We start from the raw sequence: 18,719 nt of genomic DNA, 5'->3' as shown, positions 1-18,719 counted from the left end.
TCAACGGTGGGGAGGGCTGGTGTGGTTGTCTTGCGCGGGGCTGGTCCGTGGGGTCACCTGACGCGGAGCTCGCAGCGCATCCTGCGGTCGCGGCCGACCTCGCGCACCGGTCCCGTGAGGGTGAGCGGCACGGTGTGGTGGACGTGTTCGCTGGACGCGGCGACGCGCAGCTCCAGGGCGCCGGACTCGACGACGCGGCGGCCGTCGGCGCCGGTGTACGCGGCCAGGTCGGCTGGGAACGTGGCGTGCACCTCGGCTGACGCTCCGGCGTCGAGTGTGACGCGGGCGTAGCCGACCAGCCGGACCTCGGGCCGGGCGACGGTGCCGATGGGGTCGTGGAGGTAGAGCTGGACGACCTCGGTGCCGGGCCGCTTGCCGGTGTTGCGGACGGTGAGGCGCAGTGTGGTCTCGCCGTCGGTGGGCAATTCGACGGTGTCGCACCGGGGCGCGTCCCAGGCGAACGTCGTGTAGGACAGGCCGTGGCCGAACGGGTACAGGGGGGTCGGGTCCACGGTGCTGGGGAAGCCGTGCCGGCCGAGCGGCGGGGCCAGGTACGGGGCGGGCTGGCCGCCGGGCGTGCGGGGTACCCCGATGGGCAGGCGCCCGGACGGGTCGACACGCCCGGACAGGGCGCCCGCGACGGCGGCGCCGCCCTCCTGCCCGGGGAAGAACGCCTGGACGACCGCTGCGGCCCGGTCGGCCCAGCGGCCGAGCGCATAGGGCCTGCCGCTGAGCACGACGATGACGACCGGCACGCCGGAGGCCATCGCCTCGTCCAGCAACTTGCCCTGCCCGTACGGCAGTTCCAGGTCCTCGGCGTCGCATCCCTCACCCGACGAGCCGCGTCCGAACAGACCTGACCGGTCACCGGCGACGACGACGCAGACATCGGCGGCCGAGGGGTCCTCGCCGATGACGGCGCCCGGCAGCTCGGCGCGCAGCGCGTCGGCGAGCGTGGGCACCTCGACGCCGGTCGGCAGGCCGGGATGGTGGACGCCCACATGCCGGGGGAAGGTGTAGCAGCCGAGCATGGCCGCCTGCTCGTCGGCGAGCGGACCGAGGAGCGCGATACGCAGCCCGTCGCTCAGCGGCAGTACCCCGGAGTCGTTGGCGAGCAGGACGACCGACTCCTCGGCCACCTTCTGCGCCAGCTCCCGCATGTGCGGGGGGTTCAGGTCGACGGGCACGTCGCCGGTGACCGGTTCCCAGTCGGCGTCGAGCAGCCCCAGTTCGCACTTCTGGGTGAGGACGCGCAGCACCGCCCGGTCGAGCAGCTCCTCGGGCAGCGGATCCTTGGGGCTGAAGCAGCGGGCCGCCGGCAGTTCCACGTCGACGCCGGCCGCCAGCGCGATGCGCGCCGCCGCGCCTTCGCCGTCGGCGATGCGATGGGCCTCGTCGAGCAGCGAGACGCCGTAGTAGTCCGAGACCACGGTACCGGCGAACTCCCACTGATCACGGAGGAGTTGGGTGAGCAGTCCGGCATGGGCGTGGGCGGGCAGGCCGTCGATGTCGTTGTAGGCGGGCATCACGGAGCGGGCACCGCCCTCGCGCACTGCCATCTCGAACGGCGGCAGGATCACGTCGGCGAGCTCACGCGGGCCGATCGAGGCGGGTGCGTGGTTGCGCGCGGCGCGCGAGGCCGAGTAGGCGGCGAAGTGCTTCAGTGTGGCGACGATGCCCGCGGCCTGAAGTCCCCGTACGTACGCGGTGCCGATGGTGCCGACCAGGTACGGGTCCTCACCGATGGACTCCTCGGTGCGGCCCCAGCGGGCGTCGCGCACGACGTCGAGGACCGGGGCGAGTCCCTGGTGGATGCCGACCGCGCGCATCGACGTACCGATGGCCTGGGCCATTTCCGTGATCAGCGCCGGGTCGAAGGTGGCGCCCCAGGCGAGCGGCGTCGGGAAGACGGTGGCCTGCCAGGCAGTGAAGCCGGTCAGGCACTCCTCGTGGGCGATGGCCGGCAGGGCGAACCGGTTGCCCGCGCGGATGGTGCGCTGCAGCTCCGCGAGACGGGCCGCACCCTCGGCCGGTTCGACGGGCACCGTGCCGAAGGGCCGGGTGAGGTGGCCAAGCCCGTACGGGAGCAGCGCGTCGAGGGCGGCGCTGCGGGAGGCGTAGGTGTGCTGGCCGGGGGCGACGTCGGCGCCTTCGGTATCGGCGCCGATCCATACGCTGGACAGCTGGGCGGTCTTCTCCTCGGTGGTCATCCGGGCGAGCAGGTCCGCCGCCCGGGTGTGCGCGGGCAGGGTGGTGTCCTGCCATGGCTCGACCATGGAACTCCTCAAGTGCAGTAGAGAGTAGGCCGGTTGATGGGTGACGGCGCCGTCAGCTCTTGGTCGCGCCCATCGTGATGCCGCCGATCAACTGCCGTTCGGCCACCGCGTAGAAGCCGAGCGCGGGCACCATGGCGAGGACGAGGTACGCGAAGACGCGGGCGATGTCTGCGGCGTACTGGCCTTGGAACTGTTGGACGCCGACGGGGATCGTCCACCAGGTGGGTTCGCTGAAGACGAGCAGCGGGAGCAGGAAGTTGTTCCAGCTGCCGACGATGGCGAGGACGGAGACGGTGCCGAGCGCAGGCCGCGCCATCGGCAGCAGGATCCGCCAGAAGAAGCCGAACGGGGAGCAGCCATCGAGCGTGGCGGCCTCCTCCAGCTCGCCGGGGATCTCCCGGAAGAAGCCGCGCAGGATGACGATGGTCATGGGCAGACCGAACGCGGCCTGTGGCAGGATCACGCCCCACGGGTTGTCGAGCAGCCCGAATGTGCGCAGCAGGATGAACAGCGGCAGGATCGCCACGGCGAACGGGAACATCAGCCCGACGGCGAAGAGAGTGAACATCAACTCCCTTCCTTTGAAGGCGAACCGGGCGAGCGCGAACGCCGCGAGCGCGGCGGTGCCGACGGTGAGGGCTGTGGTGCCGACGGCGACCAGCGTGGACGAGCCGAGCATCCGCCAGAACGAGCTGTCGGCCAGGATGTCCGTGTAGTTGGACACGACCCAGGGCGAGGGCAGCCCGAAGGCGTTCTGGGAGAGCTGGTCGGTGGACTTGAAGCCGGACACCAGCGCGTACAGGAGCGGGGTGACCATGACGACGCCGACCAGCCACACGATGACGTACAGCGGTGTGGAGCGCAGCCGCCGGCGGGCTGCGGGTGTCAGGCCGCTCATCGGTTGCCTCGCATGGTGGTGAGGGCTCCTTCGGTGTCACGGCGCAGCACGAACCGCTGGTAGGCGAGGGCGAAGACGAGGCTGATGAGGAACATGGCGATGCTCATCGCGCTGGCATAGCCGATCTGGTAGCGCTTGAAGCCGAACTGGAAAAGGGTGACGGCCATCGTCTCGGAGTGGTGGTCGGGGCCGCCCTGGGTGGTGACCCACACCAGGTCGAAGAGCTGGATGGCGCCGATCACGGACAGGAAGACGCTGATGCGGATGGTCGGTCCGAGCAGCGGCAGGGTGATGTTGCAAAAGCGCTGCCAGGGACCTGCGCCGTCGATCCGGGCCGCCTCGTGCAGCTCGGCGGGGATGCCCTGCAGGCCGGCCAGGTACAGCATCATGTGGAAGCCGAAGTACTTCCACATCATGACGAGGAACAGGGTGGGCAGCACCCAGTCCTGGTCGGCGAACCAGAGACCGCCGAGGCTGTCGAGGCCGATCGAGCCGAGCACCTTGTCGGCGAGTCCGTCGTCCGGCGCGAAGATCATGGAGAACAGGACGCCGGTGATGACCTCGGACAGGACGTACGGCGCGAAGAACAGCATCCGGTAGACGGCACGGCCACGCAGCTTCTGGTTGAGCAGGACGGCCATGGCGAGCGCGAACGGAAGCTGCAGGCCGACGGAGAACACGACCAGGAGCAGGCCGCGCCACAGGTCGCCGAGGAAGACCGGGTCGTCGAACAAGCGGGTGTAGTTGTCGGTGCCGACGAAGTCCGAAGGCGTTCCGAATCCGCCCCAGTTGAAGAAGCTGACGTACAGCGCGTAGAGGATCGGCGTGAGGACGAAGAGGGCGAACAGAACGAGGGCGGGCACGGTGAAGGAGAAGGCGGTCAGCCAGTCCCGGACCCGGCGCACCAGCGGTCGCCGGTTGTGTGCCGGTGCCGCCGGTGCCTTGGCGCGAGCTGGTGCCTCGTTGATCTGGGTCGAGGTCATCGTGGACTACTGGCTCTTGGCGACCTGGGTGATGGAACGCGCCACCTGCTCTGGTGACTTGGCGCCGGCGATGAGGGCGGCGACCGAGTCGTTGACCTCCTGACCGACGGCAGGCGGGTAGGCCTGGTCGAGGTAGAGCTGGAATCCGGTCGCCTTGTCCAGGGCGGCGGAGACGAGCTTGAGGTTGGGGTCGGTGAGGGAGCCGGTGGCGTCCTTCACGACGGGCATCATCGAGCCCTTGGACACGAGGATCTTGTCGGACTCGGTCGACAAGAAGAACTTCAGGAAGTCGGCGGCCGCCTTGGGCGCACCCTTGCGCACGGCGTAGCCGCCGCCTCCGCCGAAGATGTCGGTTGCGGCGCCCTTGCCTCCCGCGACGGTCGGGAAGGTGAAGAACCCGAGGTCCTCGCCGATGCCCTTGCCCGCGTCGGCCTGCACGACCGGCGCCCACTGGCCCATCAGCTCCATCGCGGCCTTGCCGTTGCCCATGGCCGCGGCCTCGCCGTTGGGCGTGGAGTACGCGGCGCCGAGGAAGCCCTTCTGGAACGGCTGAAGGGCGATGAGCTCCTTGAGGCGTTCACCGGCCTTGACGAAGTCGTCGCCGGTGAAGTCCTTGGCGTCAGCGGCCTTCTGCATGCCGTCGACACCGGCGATACGCATCGCCAGGTAGGCCCAGAAGTACATGCCGGGCCACTTCTCCTTGCCCGCCAGGGCGATGGGCGTGATCCCGGCGCTTTTCAGCTTCTTCACGGCGTCCAGATAGTCGTCCCAGGTGGCGGGCGGGGACGGGATACCGGCCTGCTTGAAGAGCGCCTTGTTGTACCAGAAGCCGACGCCGCCGATGTCGAAGGGCATCGCGTACGACTTGCCGTCGAACTCGTAGGCTTTTGCGGAGACCCCGACGAGGGTGCCGGCCATGGGCTTGACGGTGTCGGTGAGGTCCTCGACGAGGCCCGCGTCGATCTGCTGCTTGAGAACGCCGCCACCCCACGTGTGATAGATGTCCGGAAGCTTTCCGGAACTGGTCAGCGCCGTCATCTTCGACTTGTAGGCATCGTTCTCCAGCGTGACGAGCTTGATGTGCACGTCGGGGTGCTCGGCCTCGAACGCCTTGGCCCGCTCGGGCCAGACGCTCTTGGACGGCTCGGTGGTCTGGATGTTCCACCACTCCACGACAGTACGACCCTTGCTGTCGGTGGTGCCCGAGTCGTCCGAGCAGGCGGACAGACCGGCCGCGCCCAGGCCCGCCGCTGTCGCGGTCCCCAGGAACCGGCGGCGGGAGAAGGCAGATGACGCGGCGCTGGAGGCGATTGCAGCGGCACGGTCGAAGGTTGACATGGCACACCTTCCGGAAGTTCTACGAAACTTATCGGGACATGGCCACGCAAGTTACGGGCATGCGTCGGGGGTGTCAACGCCCTTAACAAAATGGGCCGTTGACACCCCCGGAGGGCTATCTTCCGCTACGCCCGGCGCGGCGGCGCGGTGCTCGCCCGGACCACCAGCTCAGTGGCGAGTTCCACACGTGGTGACGCGGGTACGACGGACCGGGCCAGGTCCAGGACGACCCGTGCCGCCAGCTTGCCCATGTCGGACAGCGGCTGGCGGACCGTCGTCAGAGGCGGCGACGCCCAGCGCATCTCCGGCAGATCGTCGAAACCGACGACGCTCATGTCCTCGGGCACACGCAGCCCTCGGCGGCGCAGTGCCTCCATCGCGCCGAGCGCCATCTGATCACTGGCCGCGAACACGGCGGTCGGCGGGTCGTCCAGGTCGAGCAGCTGGTTGCAGCCGGTGAACCCGGACTCGTGGTAGAAGTCGCCGGGCACGATCAGTTCGCCGTCGACCGGTACTCCGGCGATGTCGAGCGCGGCCCGGTAGCCGTCGAGCCTGGCCCGTGAGCACATCAGGCGGGACGGACCCTCGATGAAGCCGATCCTGCGGTGCCCCAGGCCCAGCAGGTACTCGGTCGCGGCCATGCCGCCCGCCCAGTTGGTGGCGCCGATGGTCGGTTCCTCGGACGCGGACGAGCCGGCCGGGTCGATCACCACCAGCGGCACGCCCAGACGCCGCAGTTCGTCGTGGAGTCTCGGCTCCAGGACGGAGGTCACGAGAATCACGCCGTCCGACGCGCGGGCCCGTAGATTCGTCATCCACTGCCGGGCCGCGTCCGCCCGGTTGTGGATCGCGGAGACCACCGTCCCCACGCCCGACTCGTGCGTGACCTCTTCGACCCCGCGGATGATCTCCACGGCCCAGGGGCTGTCGAGGTCGTTGAAGACCAGGTCGAGCAGAACCGGCCGGGCACCGGGGGCGGGCGGGCGGCGCCGGTAGCCGTGCCGTTGCAGCAGGTCCTCGACCCTCGCCCGGGTGGCCGGCGACACGTCCGAACGTCCGTTGACGACCCGTGAGACGGTCGGCACCGAGACCCCGGCCTCCCGCGCGATCTCGGTGATCGTCACCTTGGCCGGCCCGTCCGAGCTCCGCGTGGCTGTCTTGTGCTGGGCGCCGTCCGGGGCCACCATCCCCACCTCCGTAGCTCTGCGTCCGGAAAACTTCCGCGCATCTTCCGGAAAGCGTAGAACATGCCACCGGCCTACTCGCGGTCGAGGCAGCGTCCGTCCGGCTCGTCGAACGTGCGGGCTCGAATCTACGCCTGCCCACCGTCCAGCACCGCATGCAGCCAGGCAAGTTGCCGCCGCGTATGCGTGGCGTCCCCGTGCTCGTGCCCGTTGAACGGATACGCGTGAATCTCCCGCGCGGGATCGTGGCCGGTCAGCTCGCCGTAGCGGTGGTATGCAGCGTACGCGCCACTGGGCGGGCAGACCGTGTCGCGCAGGCCGACCCCGAAGTGGGCGGGAGCGTACGCACGGCGCGCAAAGGAGATCCCCTCGACGTACGCCAGCGTCCGGTACGCGGCCCTCTCGGCGCCCCGGTGCACGGCCAGATAGGCGGCGACCTCTCCGTAGGGCCCGTCGTCGGTGAGGTCCAGGGCGCGCCGGATGCCACACAGCAGCGGCGCGCTGACCAGCACGGCCGCCAGATCCGGGACGAGTCCCGCGACCGCGAGGGCCACTCCCCCACCCTGACTGTTGCCGACGGCCGCGACCCGGTCCGCGACGACACCGGGCAGCGTGCGCAGCGCGGCGACGGAGCACACCGCGTCGGTGATCAGCCGCCGGTAGTGGTGGTCGTGCGGGTCGAGGATGCCGCGCACGATGGCGCCGGGGCCACCCGGCGCGTTCGCGTGCGGGTCGGGGGTCGCGCCGCCACTGCCGTACTGGTCGCCCTGGCCGCGGTTGTCCATGAGCAGGTGTGCGTATCCGGCGTTCGCCCAGGTGAGCCGCTCGTGCGGGAGGCCGCGGCCGCGACCGTACCCGGCGAACTCCACGACGGCGGGCAAGAGTTGGCCGTCTGTGCCGGCGGGCCGGGTGTACCAGGCGCTGATCGGGTCGCCGGCGAATCCGCGGAACGTCACGTCCCATGTCTCGACGAGCCGCAGCCCGCTGTCGATCCGTTCGGCACTGACGACCGGCTGCGGATGCTCGGCGGCTTTCAGGGTGGTCTGCCAGAAGGTGTCGAAGTCGGCGGGTTCGTCGAGGGGTGGGCGGTGGCGTTCGAGCTGGTCCAGGGGGAGATCGACGGCGGGCACGGACACCTCACACGGGTCTGGGGAGCCAACTCCCTCATGTGCGACACCCATTGGCCGGGGTCGGGTGCGGCTTCAGTAGATGCGCCTGCCGTGCGCGTCCGGCACCCCGGACTTGCGCAGGAAGTAGCTGTTGACCTGGTCCCGCCACTCGCGGGCGCAGCGCAGCTGCTCCTCGTACAGCTCGGTCACCCGAGTGTGCCGGGCGGGCGAGACCAGCTCGGCGAGTGCGGCCCAGGCCTCGCGGGCGGCCTCGACCTCCTCGACTCCCTCGAAATGAGTGTCGTAGATGTGCTGCACGACGGTCTTGCCGCTGTGCAGCACATGCCTGTACGGCACATGGTGGAAGAAGAGCAGCAGCTCGTCGGGGCAGCTCTCCACCCGCTCGTACGTGTCCGCCCACGGCTTCGCGTACTGCCCGGCGTATCCGGTGCCGGTGGCCCGGCTGCGGTCGACGCCGATGCCGTCGCGGTCGGCGAAGTGGTACGTCCCCCATGTGCTGTACTCGTAGCCGTCGACGCTCGGCCCGTAGTGGTGTCCGGGCTGCACCATGAAGCCGACGCCGAGGGGCGCGGTGTACTTCTCGTACGTGGCCCAGGAACCGTGCAACACCGCCCGAAGCCCGGAGCGCAGCCGCTCGGGGTCACCGGTGAGATCCGGCGTGAACGTCAACTCCACCCATTCGTCGAGAAGTTGAACTGTATCTGCGGTCGGGTCCCAGGCGAGGCGGCCGTAGGTGTAGAGGTTGGCCTGGGCAAGGGGGTGGCCGGTCCAGAAGGGGTCGTCACCGACGTTCGCCACCGCCACGAGACCTCCGCCGGCAACCAGTTGCCCGACCGTGAGGCCGCCCTCCCCCTCCGGCCGGAAGGCGAGTACCTGGGACCACATCGGCGCGAGCGCGCAGACATGCCGCTGCTGGCCCGTGTACTCCTGGGTGACCTGCAGCTCGACGGCGACGCGGGTGCGGGGCAGGGTGCCGATCACGGGCGAGACGGGTTCGCGGACCTGGAAGTCCATCGGCCCGTGCTTGACCTGAAGGATGACGTTGTCCGCGAACTGACCGTCCAGCGGGGCGAAATGGTCGTACGCGGCGCGCGCCCGGTCTGTCGAGCGGTCGCGCCAGTCCTGTCGGTGGTCGTAGACGAAGGCCCTCCAGTGGACGGTGCCGCCGTGCCGGGCGAGCGCGCCGGCCAGGAGGTTCGCGCCGTCGGCGTGGCTGCGTCCGTAGGCGAACGGGCCCGGCTGCCCCTCCGAATCGGCCTTGACGACGAAACCGCCGAAGTCGGGGACCAGCGCGTAGACCCGGTCGGTCGCCTCGCGCCACCACGCACGCACACCCTCGTCGAGCGGATCGGCGGTGTCGAGATCGCCGAGCTGGAGGGGTGCGGCGAAGTTCACGGAGAGGTGGGTTCGGATGCCGTACGGCCTCAACTCGGCCGCAATGGCGGCCACTTCCACGAACTGTTCGGTGAGCAGGCGGGTCTCGCTCGCGTGGACGTTGACGTTGTTGACCGCGAGCGCGTTGATGCCGCAGGAGGCGAGCAGCCTTGCGTACGCGCGGATCCTGGAGCGGTCACCTCGCGGCCGTCCGTCCCGCCAGAACAGCGAGCCGCCCGCATAGCCTCGCTCGACCTGCCCCATCACGGGGTGCACGTCGACGTTGTCCCAGTGGTCCAGCATGCGCAGGGCGAGGGCGGGGCGGTGGGTCTCGTCGGGGCCTTCCGTGAACGCGGCCTCGCCGATCCGTACGATGTGGAAGAAGCCGTGGAGGAGCCCGGCCGGGGCGGCGGCGGTGACGGTGGTGTGCCGCGCGGTCCGTGTCACCGTGAACCCCTCGGGTCCGTCGTCACCGCCGGCGGCCACCTGCAGCAGCAGGTCGCACGCCGCGTCGTCCGCGTCATCGCTGCCACCGAACTCCCGGCATGCACGGCCGACTTCAGCCCGTACGGTGTCGACGAGCAGTCCTTCGCCGCGCACGCACACCCGCCGTGTCCCCACGCCGCGCAGTGCCTCGTCAGGCAGCCAGGCAGGATCTATATCGACGGTGGTCATGACGCCGCCGCCTCAAGGGCCATGATGCCGAGGGCGCCCTCGACGGCTCCGGGATCGCTGCTGGTCATTTCGGGGCGGATCCTTCCTGTACGTTCGGCGTCGAAGGTGAGGACAGTCGGTTCGCGGAGTGGTTGTGCTCGTCGTCGTCCCCCGGCTGTTCAGCGCAGTTCGCCTGCTTGTTCCTCAGGACGGCACTCGACGCCGTCCTGTCGCTTCAGCCCGGGGACGAACCGGTGTCAGCCCTGGGGCCGGCCCGGATCCAGGACCACGGTGACGACCGAACGGGCCGGGAGTTTCGCCATCAGATGTCCGTCCGCGACCTGTGCGAGGCCCTCCACCGCCCTCGTGTCGTGATCGCCGTCAGTGAGGTATCCGGTCACCTGCCGTCCCTTCGCCGCCTTCAGGGCCATGTCCGTCGTCGTGGCCTGGGTACCGGTGTTGATGAGGACGGCCACGTCGGTCCCGTCCGTGTTCCGGTACGCCGACGCGAGCACCGCCTCGTCGCCGGAGGAAGCCTCCACGCGGACTGCACCGGGACGGATGAACCGGCTGAACGCGGTCATCGCCCGCAGCCGTGTGGAGACCATGTAGCTGTCGCCGTCCATGCGGATGAGCGCGCCGGTGTCGCCGATCGAGGCTCCGAGCCAGAAGAGGTAGGCGGAGGCGTCGGCCTGGGCGAGGGCGTTGTGGATGTTCTCGGCCACGTACAGACCGGCCGCGTTCGTGCCGTCGTCCCACTTGCTCGGCCAGACGCCGCTGCCCGCCCACTCCGACATCCACGCCGGCTTGTCACTGTCGATCAGCGGGCTGGTGGCGGCGGAGGCATAGCCGTGGGCGCTGTACGCGGCCACCTCCTTCTCGGCAGCCGGGTCGGCCGCGATGGCGGCCGCGTACGCCTTCCCCTGGTTCCAGCCGAAACTGTCGCAGCAGTACAGCTTGGTGCCGGGGGCCTCGGCGCGCAGCACCGGGCCGATCGCCTTCACCGCATCGGCGGCCTGTGCGGGGGTGAAGAGCATGGAGGCGTACGACGCCTGCCAGTCGGGCTCGTTGGTGAAGTCCAGGTCGGTGATGCGGATGCCCTCTCGCTTGTAGAACTTCACGTACTGGGCGAGGTACTTGCCGTACGCGGTGCGCCAGTCGCCGGTTGCGCAGTCGGTGCCGACGACTCCGCACAGGGTGCCGCCGTCCGAGTCGGAGTTGTTGTCCTTCATGTACGCGGGGGCGCTCCACGCATCCGCGATGAACCGCTTCACCCCGTACTTCCGGGCCTCCTTGGCGAGCCAGACCTGACCGCCATCTTTTCCGTCCCAGGTGTACGTCAGCGGATCGTCGGGGCTCGCGGGCGCGTTCGGGGCGATGGTCCGCATGTGGTCGTACACCTCGTCCGTGGACGAGCCGACGCCGAGGCGCAGCATGCTCAGGCCCGCGCCGTCCTCCCGCGAGAAGAGCAGCTTGACGATCTCGTCGCCCTTCTCGGCAGACAGGCCCTTCAGGCCATGGATGACGGCGGCGCGCTGGAAGGCCTGCGCGACGCCGAAGCCGTCGATGCGCTGGTGGCGTACCGAGAAGTCGATGCTTCCGGGCGCGGTGTCGGCGCTTGCCGGGGCCCCGGGCAGGGCGAGCGCGGCCGAGGCCAGCGTCAGGGCGGAGGCGAGCAGGGTGAGGCGGCGGGGCCTGAGCTTCGACGGCATCCATGTGCTCCCGTAGTCCGGTGAACCTGTGGTTCCAGAGGGGCGTGCGGTGCGGTGGGTGGTAGACGTGCGTCGTGCTCCAGGTACCGTCGCCAGCGGCGACCAATCTGTCAAGGCACTTAACAAATTCGGCCCGAGGTCGGGTATGCCCTTGCCCGGTGTCCACGCCGGCGGACAGGCACCCCAGCCTTCTCCAGCCGCGTCCCGTCATTACCGCGTACAACCTCCCGGGAGCGGGCTCCTGCCGGGGAAGCACTGCGGGCGGCCCAGCGTCGGCTGTCGGCACCCGCTCGGATCACGGGTCCCGGCCGTTTTCACCCCCTCACCGTCGGCCCGGCAGCGTCAGACCAGGGCGTCCCGGGTCACGGGTGCCAGCCTGACCGCTGAGTCGGCGTGGACCTCGGCCAGGACGCCGCCGTTGGACAGGACCACTACCGGGGTCGCGTGCGGGCTCAGCCGGTACCCCACGAGTGCCTCGCCAAAGGGAGCCGCCAGTGTGCTGGTTGGAATCCTGCTGCGGCTGCGGCTTCCCTCGCGCCCCGAGGACGCGTCCTGGCCGAGTGCGGAAGAAGCGGCCGCGCTCACCCGCGCCGCTGCGGAAGCCGTCCCGTCGCAGCCCGCCCCAGTCTCAACGTCACAGCGGCGCTGACGAACCGACCATTCTGCTCAGCGCCGCACTGACGCCGGCGGAGCACAGGGGCCGCGACAACGGCACGGGGGGCGGGAGGAACCCCAGCTGACGCACGGCTGGGGTTCCTCGGGGCGGTGCGTATCGGTCAGCGCATGGAGTCACCCACTCCGTGAACCGCTCGTCCACGCGTCGGCGGACCGCATCACATCGCGATCGCCATGGATCAGACGGTTCAGCGCTGCAGGGTGAGGACGCCCGGCCGCCACGGCAGCTGGTCGTACGGGCCGCCCGCGGTGGGGGACTTGCCCTGGTAGAGGAACTGCAGGTGGCAGGGATCGATGGTCATGGTCTGGTCGGGGTTGTTGCGGACCAGGTCACCATGGCTGATGTCGTTGGTCCAGGTGGCACCGCTGTTGGCCTTGCCCGCGAAGGGGTTGCTCTCGCCGACGGCCTGCGGGGTCCAGGAACCGCTCAGGCTGGTGGCGGTGAACGAGCGGAAGTAGCGCTGCTCGTTCGCACCCCGAGCCTCGACGATCATGAGGTACTGGTTCTGGCCCTGAACCTTGTAGACCTGCGGCGCCTCGAACAGGTTCTTCGTCGAATCGCTCATGACCGTCGTGTACGACGAGCCGAAGTTGCCCGGGAAGTTCCCGATCGGCATGCTCGCCCGGTAGATCTTGCCGTTGTCGCCGGCGAAGAACAGGTACATGTTCTGGCCGTCGGCGATCAGGGTCTGGTCGATCGGGCCGGTGGCGGATTCGGTGCGGGGGATGCTGCCGGTGAACAGCGGCTGCGGCGCGGACCAGCCGTTGGGGTTGGTCGGGTCGCTCGACGTGCGGTAGATGAAGGGCCAGGCACCCCATTGGTACGCCAGCACCCAGATGTTCTTGGGCGCGAAGTAGAACAGCGTGGGCGCCACCGCGGCCTGGCTCATGCCGGTCTGGCCGGCCGACGCCATGTCCGACCAGTTCGTGAAGGGACCGAACATCATCGAGCCGTACGACGACCCCGAGACGTTCGACGCGTAGACCAGGTGCTTGCCGTTGTACGTCACGGTGGTGAAGTCCTTGACCGCGGTCCACCCGTTCGCCGGCTGCGCCAGCACACCCGACGACGTCCACCGGTACGTCGAGGGGAGGGAACATGAGCCGTCCGTCGGCGGCGTCCCGGTCAGGCCGGTCCACTTCTGGTTGCTGCCGCCGTTGCACGTCCAGATCTCCACCGCCGTGCCGTTGGCGGTACCCGAGCCCGTCACGTCCAGGCACAGACCTGACTCCACGCCGACGACCGTGCCGTCGGAGTTCACCCGCCACTGCTGGTTCGCACCCCCGCTACAGGTCCAGATCTGCACCCGGGTGCCGGCCGCGGTGGCGTGGCCCGGAACATCCAGGCACTTGTTGCCGTACACGGTGAGCTGGTTGTTGTCGGTCAACGTCCACTGCTGGTTGGTCCCGCCCGAGCAGTCCCAGATCTGCAGGTACGCGCCGTCGGCCTGGCTGGAGTTCGGCACATCGAGACACCGGCCGGAACCAGCACCACGCAAGGCGCCACTCGAAGCCGCCTGAGCCGGGGCAGCGACGAGCATCGCCGCCAACGCGGCCAGGACCCCAACCAGGGCGCCGAGCACCCCAGACGGATACCTGCGGCTGAAACTTCCACTGTGCATGCGGACTTCCTCAACCTTGAGTAGGTGTTTCCGGGTGGCCCTCGTCAGAGGCTGTCCGGACTGTCGGTGTGACCCGGAGTTGCCCGGCTTTGCGATGCAGCACTCCGAGGTGTTCGCAATGCCGAACAAAGGTCGAAGTGTCGAGCAACCTGCATGATAGGAAACCGGTGCACGGCGTCAACGCTTCTCGCATGTATCGCTACCAACGTCGAAATATTTGATAGGCCCTATGCCCGAACCCGTGCACGTCACACCGTCAAAAGGTCGGAGTCACATCAAGCTTGATGCCGGAGCAGAGCGATCCCGCGGACTGTGCCGACACCCGGCAGGTCGTGTCCCCAGCGTCCGTGACACACCGGTTCCCCGAGCGCCGTCGCGCTCGACCGCGCGGGGTTCGCCGTTCGACTCACCCGTTTCCGAAAGTTTCGGGCTAGAACAGAAACTTTTTCTGCGGTGAGTATTGACGATCCATCGTCATTACTTCAACATCCCTGTCTGAGACACCGGCTGTGGTTTGCAATCTCGAACCACCTCGGCCCGGCGGATCCGTACTGACCGCCAGTTCCACGCACAGCCGCACGACAGATACGCGCAGCACAGCACCTGCGCCACCCCGATTCGTTCCGGTGAGGTTCGCACCAGCGCATCCCGGCTCTTCGTGCAGTTGGAGAGGTACGCGACGCCACGTGGCGGTCCCCCGGTGCCGAGTGGGAGCGGACGACGCTTTCCTCTCCGCTTTCAGTCATTCCATGATTTCTACCTTGGAGGCACAGTCATGGGCTTGTATGCCCTTCCCAGACCCGTTGTCCGCCGGAAGATCCGCGGTCTGCTGTTGGCGCTGGTCGTCGGCGTCCTGGGTGCGGCCGCCGCACTGGTCACGCCGCCGGCCGCACACGCCGCCGAGAGCACGCTCGGCGCCGCGGCGGCGCAGAGCGGCCGCTACTTCGGCACCGCCATCGCCTCGGGCAGGCTGGGCGACTCGACGTACAAGTCGATCGCGGCCCGCGAGTTCAACATGGTGACGGCCGAGAACGAGATGAAGATCGACGCCACCGAACCGCAGCGGGGCCAGTTCAACTTCGCCTCCGCCGATCGCGTTTACAACTGGTCGGTGCAGAACGGCAAGCAGGTGCGCGGCCACACCCTGGCCTGGCACTCCCAGCAGCCCGGCTGGATGCAGAGCCTCAGCGGCAGCACACTGCGCCAGGCGATGATCGACCACATCAACGGCGTGATGACCCACTACAAGGGCAAGATCGTCCAGTGGGACGTCGTGAACGAGGCCTTCGCCGACGGCAGTTCGGGAGCCCGGCGCGACTCCAACCTGCAGCGCACCGGCAACGACTGGATCGAGGTCGCCTTCCGCACCGCGCGCGCCGCCGACCCCGCGGCCAAGCTCTGCTACAACGACTACAACATCGAGAACTGGACCTGGGCCAAAACACAGGCCGTGTACGCCATGGTCCGGGACTTCAAGCAGCGCGGCGTGCCGATCGACTGCGTCGGCTTCCAGTCGCACTTCAACAGCGGCAGCCCCTACAACAGCAACTTCCGCACCACGCTGCAGAACTTCGCCGCCCTCGGTGTCGACGTGGCCATCACCGAACTCGACATCCAGGGCGCTCCGGCGTCGACCTACGCCGACGTGACCAACGACTGCCTGGCCGTCCCGCGCTGCCTCGGCATCACCGTCTGGGGTGTGCGCGACACCGACTCCTGGCGATCGGGGGACACGCCGCTGCTGTTCAACGGCGACGGCAGCAAGAAGCCCGCCTACACCGCCGTCCTCAACGCACTCAACGGCGGCTCCACGACGCCTCCTGCGGATTCCGGACAGATCAAGGGCGTCGGTTCCGGCCGCTGCCTGGACGTACCGAACGCCGGTACCACCGACGGCACCCAGCTCCAGCTGTGGGACTGCCACAGCGGCACCAACCAGCAGTGGACGTACACCGCCGCCGGCGAGCTCAGGGTCTACGGCAACAAGTGCCTGGACGCGGCCGGCACCGGCAACGGCTCCAAAGCCCAGATCTACAGCTGCTGGGGCGGCGACAACCAGAAATGGCGCCTCAACTCCGACGGATCGATCGTCGGCGTCCAGTCCGGCCTCTGCCTCGACGCCGTCGCAGCGGGCACCGCCAACGGCACCCTGGTCCAGCTCTACTCCTGCTCGAACGGCAGCAACCAACGCTGGACCCGCACCTGATGGACCTGCAACCGAATGGGTGAATCGATGACGGCCTACGGTGCGGCTTCCGGATTTCTCCACCGACAGCCGGGTCCTCCACCAGGTCCCGGCGCTCGCGGCGTTCGCGAACACCCTCAAACTCCTGCTGCTCGCGTTCGTCGTGCCCGCCCAGTCCACGCTCATCCCGGTCTACCAGATCCCCGGTCTACCAGATCTTCGTCAAACTGGGCCTGGTCAACAACCTGAACGGACTCGTCCTCGTCCACAGCGGCGGATCTGTCTTCCGCTGGTTCGTCATCCAGGGCTACATGGCAACCCTGCCGTTCGAGGTCATCGAGGCCGTCCGACTGGACGGCTGCGGTACGTGGCCGATCTTCTGGCGGGTCGTGCTGCCGCTGATCCAGCCCATCCTGGCCACCGTCGCGGTCTTCCAGACGATGTGGATCTGGAACGACTTCTTCACCCCCAGCGTGTACCTCAGCGACCCGGCCAAGAGCACGATCGTGCTGGGGGTCTACACTCCGGTCGGCCAGTTCCAGGTCGACTGGCCGGCCTTCCTGACCCTCAGCGTCATGGCACTGGTCCCCATGGTGATCTTCTTCCTCGCCGTACAACGCCACATCATGTCCGGCCTGCTCAGCGGCGCAGTCAAGGGCTGAGCGCACAGCCCGCTTCGCACCCCTGACCGATCCGTCGCCGCCTCACCGGCCGGCCGGTGCGCCCGGCGCGCCCTCTCCCCGCATTGCCGCGCTCGGTGCGGCGTGCGCACCGGCCTGCTCCACTCCCCGTACGGCAAGGGCCCCGAACCCCTTGACCAGCGGCATCCGCCTCTCTCGACCTGTCCGAAAGGCAGCTATGTCCCACCCCGGCACCACCCCCGCACGCTTCACCCTCCACCCGGCCTTCGCCGTCGGCAGCGTCAACCCCCGTCTGTACGGATCGTTCGTCCGAGTTCAACGGAGCGTAGTCAGCACCAAGTCAGCACGGGAGGGGTGAACACGGGTGATGACGTGGGCTTTTAGTCAGCACCAAACCAGCACGGGAGTCAGCACCGCACCGTCAAATCACCCCGAACTGCGCGTCCCGGACAGCACTCGTTTCGACTACCTTCGAGCCCTGGAACCGCCCGTCCATGAGCCGACATGGTGGCCGCGCGCATAGCCAACCCCCAAACTATGTTGCCCCACCACATGTGCCCCTGACCTGCATCTTCCTACCGTGTGCCGACACGTACCCGTCCCCACCGCACACGAGGAAGTGGCGCACATGGCCTCCGGAACCACCGCTCCCCCACCCCCTGCCAGCCTCCCCAGAATCGTCGCCGCCAGCCTCATCGGCACCACCATCGAGTGGTACGACTTCTTTCTGTACGGCTCCGCCGCCGCGCTGGTGTTCAACAAGCTGTTCTTTCCGGACTCCGATCCGCTGGTCGGGACGCTCCTGTCGTTTCTGACGTATGCCGTCGGATTCGCGGCCCGCCCGCTGGGTGCCCTCGTGTTCGGACACTATGGAGACCGGCTGGGGCGCAAGAAGCTGCTCGTGCTGAGCCTTCTGCTGATGGGCGGGGCGACGTGTGCCATCGGCCTGCTGCCGACGCACGCGACCGTCGGCAGCGCCGCGCCCGCGCTGCTGACCGCGCTGCGTCTGGTGCAGGGATTCGCGCTCGGTGGCGAGTGGGGCGGCGCCGTGCTGCTGGTGTCCGAACACGGGGACGCGCGGCGGCGCGGTTTCTGGGCCGCGTGGCCACAGACGGGGGCACCGGCAGGGCAGTTGCTGGCGACCGGTGTGCTCTCGCTGCTCACCGCCGTGCTCTCGGACCACGCCTTCGGCACCTGGGGCTGGCGGATCCCGTTCCTGTTCTCCGGTGTGCTGGTGATCGTCGGTTTGTGGATTCGTCTCTCCGTCGATGAATCGCCCGTCTTCAAGCAGGCGTTGGAGCGGGCCGAGTCCCGGCGGACCGAGGAGGCGGAGCAACCGCCGCTCGTGTCCGTGCTGCGGCACCACTGGCGGGACGTGCTCGTCGCCATGGGTGCCCGCATGGCGGAGAACATCAGCTACTACGTGATCACCGCCTTCATCCTCGTCTACGCCACCACGTCCGCGGGCGTGTCCAAGCAGACAGCGCTCAACGCCGTCCTCATCGGTTCCGCCCTGCACTTCGCCGTGATCCCGGTCTGGGGCGCGCTCTCCGACCGCGTCGGACGACGTCCCGTGTACCTGCTCGGCGCAGCCGGCGTCGGTCTGTGGATGTTCCCGTTCTTCTCGCTCGTCGACACCGGCGCGTTCGGGTACCTGGTACTCGCCGTGACCGTCGGGCTGGTGCTGCACGGTGCCATGTACGCGCCCCAGGCAGCCTTCTTCGCGGAGATGTTCGCCACCCGGATGCGGTACTCCGGTGCCTCCATCGGTGCCCAGTTCGCCTCGGTGGCGGCCGGTGCGCCCGCCCCGCTCATCGCCACCGCGCTGCTCGCCGACTACGACAGCTCGACGCCGATCGCGCTCTATGTGATCGCGGCGTCCGTGCTGACGCTGATCGCCGTGGGCGTGGCCCGGGAGACGCGGCACCGGGATCTCGCCCGGGTGGAGGCCGGGGAGGACGACCGCGCCGCCGGTCGGGCGGCCGAGGCACGGACGGTCTGACCGGCGCGACGGCTCGGGCCGAGGACCGGCCCCCCGTTCGGGGGC

The 18,719-nt window shown here is 68.9% G+C and carries 13 protein-coding genes; 3 read left to right on the top strand and 10 right to left on the bottom strand.

From position 1 onward, the window contains the following. Nucleotides 1–53: 53 nt before the first annotated feature. The 10 genes from ACZ5DS_RS33625 to ACZ5DS_RS33580 form a co-directional block, all read right to left on the bottom strand. Nucleotides 54–2,276, bottom strand: a complete 2,223-nt coding sequence (locus ACZ5DS_RS33625) for a beta-glucosidase (protein ID WP_468246112.1) — start codon at nt 2,274–2,276, stop codon at nt 54–56. A gap of 52 nt (nt 2,277–2,328) precedes the next feature. Then, a complete protein-coding gene (locus ACZ5DS_RS33620; protein ID WP_468246109.1) occupies nt 2,329–3,174 on the bottom strand; it encodes a carbohydrate ABC transporter permease in 846 nt (281 codons plus the stop codon). After that, nucleotides 3,171–4,157 carry a carbohydrate ABC transporter permease gene (locus ACZ5DS_RS33615; RefSeq protein WP_468246106.1) on the bottom strand — a complete coding sequence of 329 codons (987 nt, stop codon included), beginning with the start codon at nt 4,155–4,157 and terminating at the stop codon, nt 3,171–3,173. The genes ACZ5DS_RS33620 and ACZ5DS_RS33615 overlap by 4 nt, the downstream gene beginning before the upstream one ends. Before the next feature lie 6 nt (nt 4,158–4,163). Beyond that, a complete protein-coding gene (locus tag ACZ5DS_RS33610) occupies nt 4,164–5,495 on the bottom strand; it encodes an extracellular solute-binding protein (RefSeq protein ID WP_468246104.1) in 1,332 nt (443 codons plus the stop codon). Nucleotides 5,496–5,620: 125 nt separating this feature from the next. After that, nucleotides 5,621–6,682 carry a LacI family DNA-binding transcriptional regulator gene (locus ACZ5DS_RS33605; RefSeq protein WP_468246102.1) on the bottom strand — a complete coding sequence of 354 codons (1,062 nt, stop codon included), beginning with the start codon at nt 6,680–6,682 and terminating at the stop codon, nt 5,621–5,623. A gap of 125 nt (nt 6,683–6,807) precedes the next feature. Beyond that, complete coding sequence (locus ACZ5DS_RS33600; protein ID WP_468246099.1) at nt 6,808–7,809, bottom strand: acetylxylan esterase; 1,002 nt, start codon at nt 7,807–7,809, stop codon at nt 6,808–6,810. 72 nt (nt 7,810–7,881) lie between these two features. Further along, nucleotides 7,882–9,858, bottom strand: a complete 1,977-nt coding sequence (locus tag ACZ5DS_RS33595; RefSeq protein ID WP_468246097.1) for an alpha-glucuronidase — start codon at nt 9,856–9,858, stop codon at nt 7,882–7,884. A 236-nt stretch (nt 9,859–10,094) separates the two neighbouring features. Then, on the bottom strand, nt 10,095–11,549 hold the full coding sequence (locus ACZ5DS_RS33590) for a glycoside hydrolase family 30 protein (RefSeq protein ID WP_468246094.1): 1,455 nt from the start codon (nt 11,547–11,549) through the stop codon (nt 10,095–10,097). Between the two features lie 342 nt (nt 11,550–11,891). Further along, the gene (locus ACZ5DS_RS33585) at nt 11,892–12,017 is read right to left on the bottom strand and encodes a hypothetical protein (RefSeq protein ID WP_468246092.1); all 126 of its coding nucleotides are present in this window, start codon (nt 12,015–12,017) and stop codon (nt 11,892–11,894) included. Between the two features lie 395 nt (nt 12,018–12,412). Next, nucleotides 12,413–13,846, bottom strand: coding sequence for a non-reducing end alpha-L-arabinofuranosidase family hydrolase (locus tag ACZ5DS_RS33580; protein WP_468246090.1), 1,434 nt, complete (start codon nt 13,844–13,846; stop codon nt 12,413–12,415). Between the two features lie 775 nt (nt 13,847–14,621). On the opposite strand from ACZ5DS_RS33580, the gene ACZ5DS_RS33575 reads away from it, so the two are divergent. The 3 genes from ACZ5DS_RS33575 to ACZ5DS_RS33565 all read left to right on the top strand — a co-directional run bounded on the left by ACZ5DS_RS33575 (nt 14,622) and on the right by ACZ5DS_RS33565 (nt 18,674). Further along, nucleotides 14,622–16,052: an endo-1,4-beta-xylanase gene (locus ACZ5DS_RS33575; protein ID WP_468246087.1), complete on the top strand. Its 1,431-nt coding sequence runs from the start codon at nt 14,622–14,624 to the stop codon at nt 16,050–16,052. A gap of 23 nt (nt 16,053–16,075) precedes the next feature. Then, a complete protein-coding gene (locus ACZ5DS_RS33570; RefSeq protein ID WP_468246289.1) occupies nt 16,076–16,693 on the top strand; it encodes a carbohydrate ABC transporter permease in 618 nt (205 codons plus the stop codon). 607 nt (nt 16,694–17,300) lie between these two features. After that, nucleotides 17,301–18,674 (top strand): MFS transporter, encoded by a 1,374-nt coding sequence (locus ACZ5DS_RS33565; RefSeq protein ID WP_468246085.1) that lies wholly within the window; start codon nt 17,301–17,303, stop codon nt 18,672–18,674. The last annotated feature ends 45 nt before the right edge of the window (nt 18,675–18,719 follow it).

Source organism: Streptomyces sp. NPDC031100 (genome assembly GCF_055570785.1).
Note: the sequence above shows the minus strand (reverse complement) of the source record. Positions and strands in the feature narration are given on the sequence as shown.

Excerpts from the sequence above, each read along its gene's own strand:
- ACZ5DS_RS33625 (WP_468246112.1), bottom strand. The coding sequence starts at position 2,276 with ATGGTCGAGCCATGGCAGGACACCACCCTGCCCGCGCACACCCGGGCG.
- ACZ5DS_RS33620 (WP_468246109.1), bottom strand. The coding sequence starts at position 3,174 with ATGAGCGGCCTGACACCCGCAGCCCGCCGGCGGCTGCGCTCCACACCG.
- ACZ5DS_RS33615 (WP_468246106.1), bottom strand. The coding sequence starts at position 4,157 with ATGACCTCGACCCAGATCAACGAGGCACCAGCTCGCGCCAAGGCACCG.
- ACZ5DS_RS33610 (WP_468246104.1), bottom strand. The coding sequence starts at position 5,495 with ATGTCAACCTTCGACCGTGCCGCTGCAATCGCCTCCAGCGCCGCGTCA.
- ACZ5DS_RS33605 (WP_468246102.1), bottom strand. The coding sequence starts at position 6,682 with ATGGTGGCCCCGGACGGCGCCCAGCACAAGACAGCCACGCGGAGCTCG.
- ACZ5DS_RS33595 (WP_468246097.1), bottom strand. The coding sequence starts at position 9,858 with ATGACCACCGTCGATATAGATCCTGCCTGGCTGCCTGACGAGGCACTG.
- ACZ5DS_RS33590 (WP_468246094.1), bottom strand. The coding sequence starts at position 11,549 with ATGCCGTCGAAGCTCAGGCCCCGCCGCCTCACCCTGCTCGCCTCCGCC.
- ACZ5DS_RS33580 (WP_468246090.1), bottom strand. The coding sequence starts at position 13,846 with ATGCACAGTGGAAGTTTCAGCCGCAGGTATCCGTCTGGGGTGCTCGGC.
- ACZ5DS_RS33575 (WP_468246087.1), top strand. The coding sequence starts at position 14,622 with ATGGGCTTGTATGCCCTTCCCAGACCCGTTGTCCGCCGGAAGATCCGC.
- ACZ5DS_RS33565 (WP_468246085.1), top strand. The coding sequence starts at position 17,301 with ATGGCCTCCGGAACCACCGCTCCCCCACCCCCTGCCAGCCTCCCCAGA.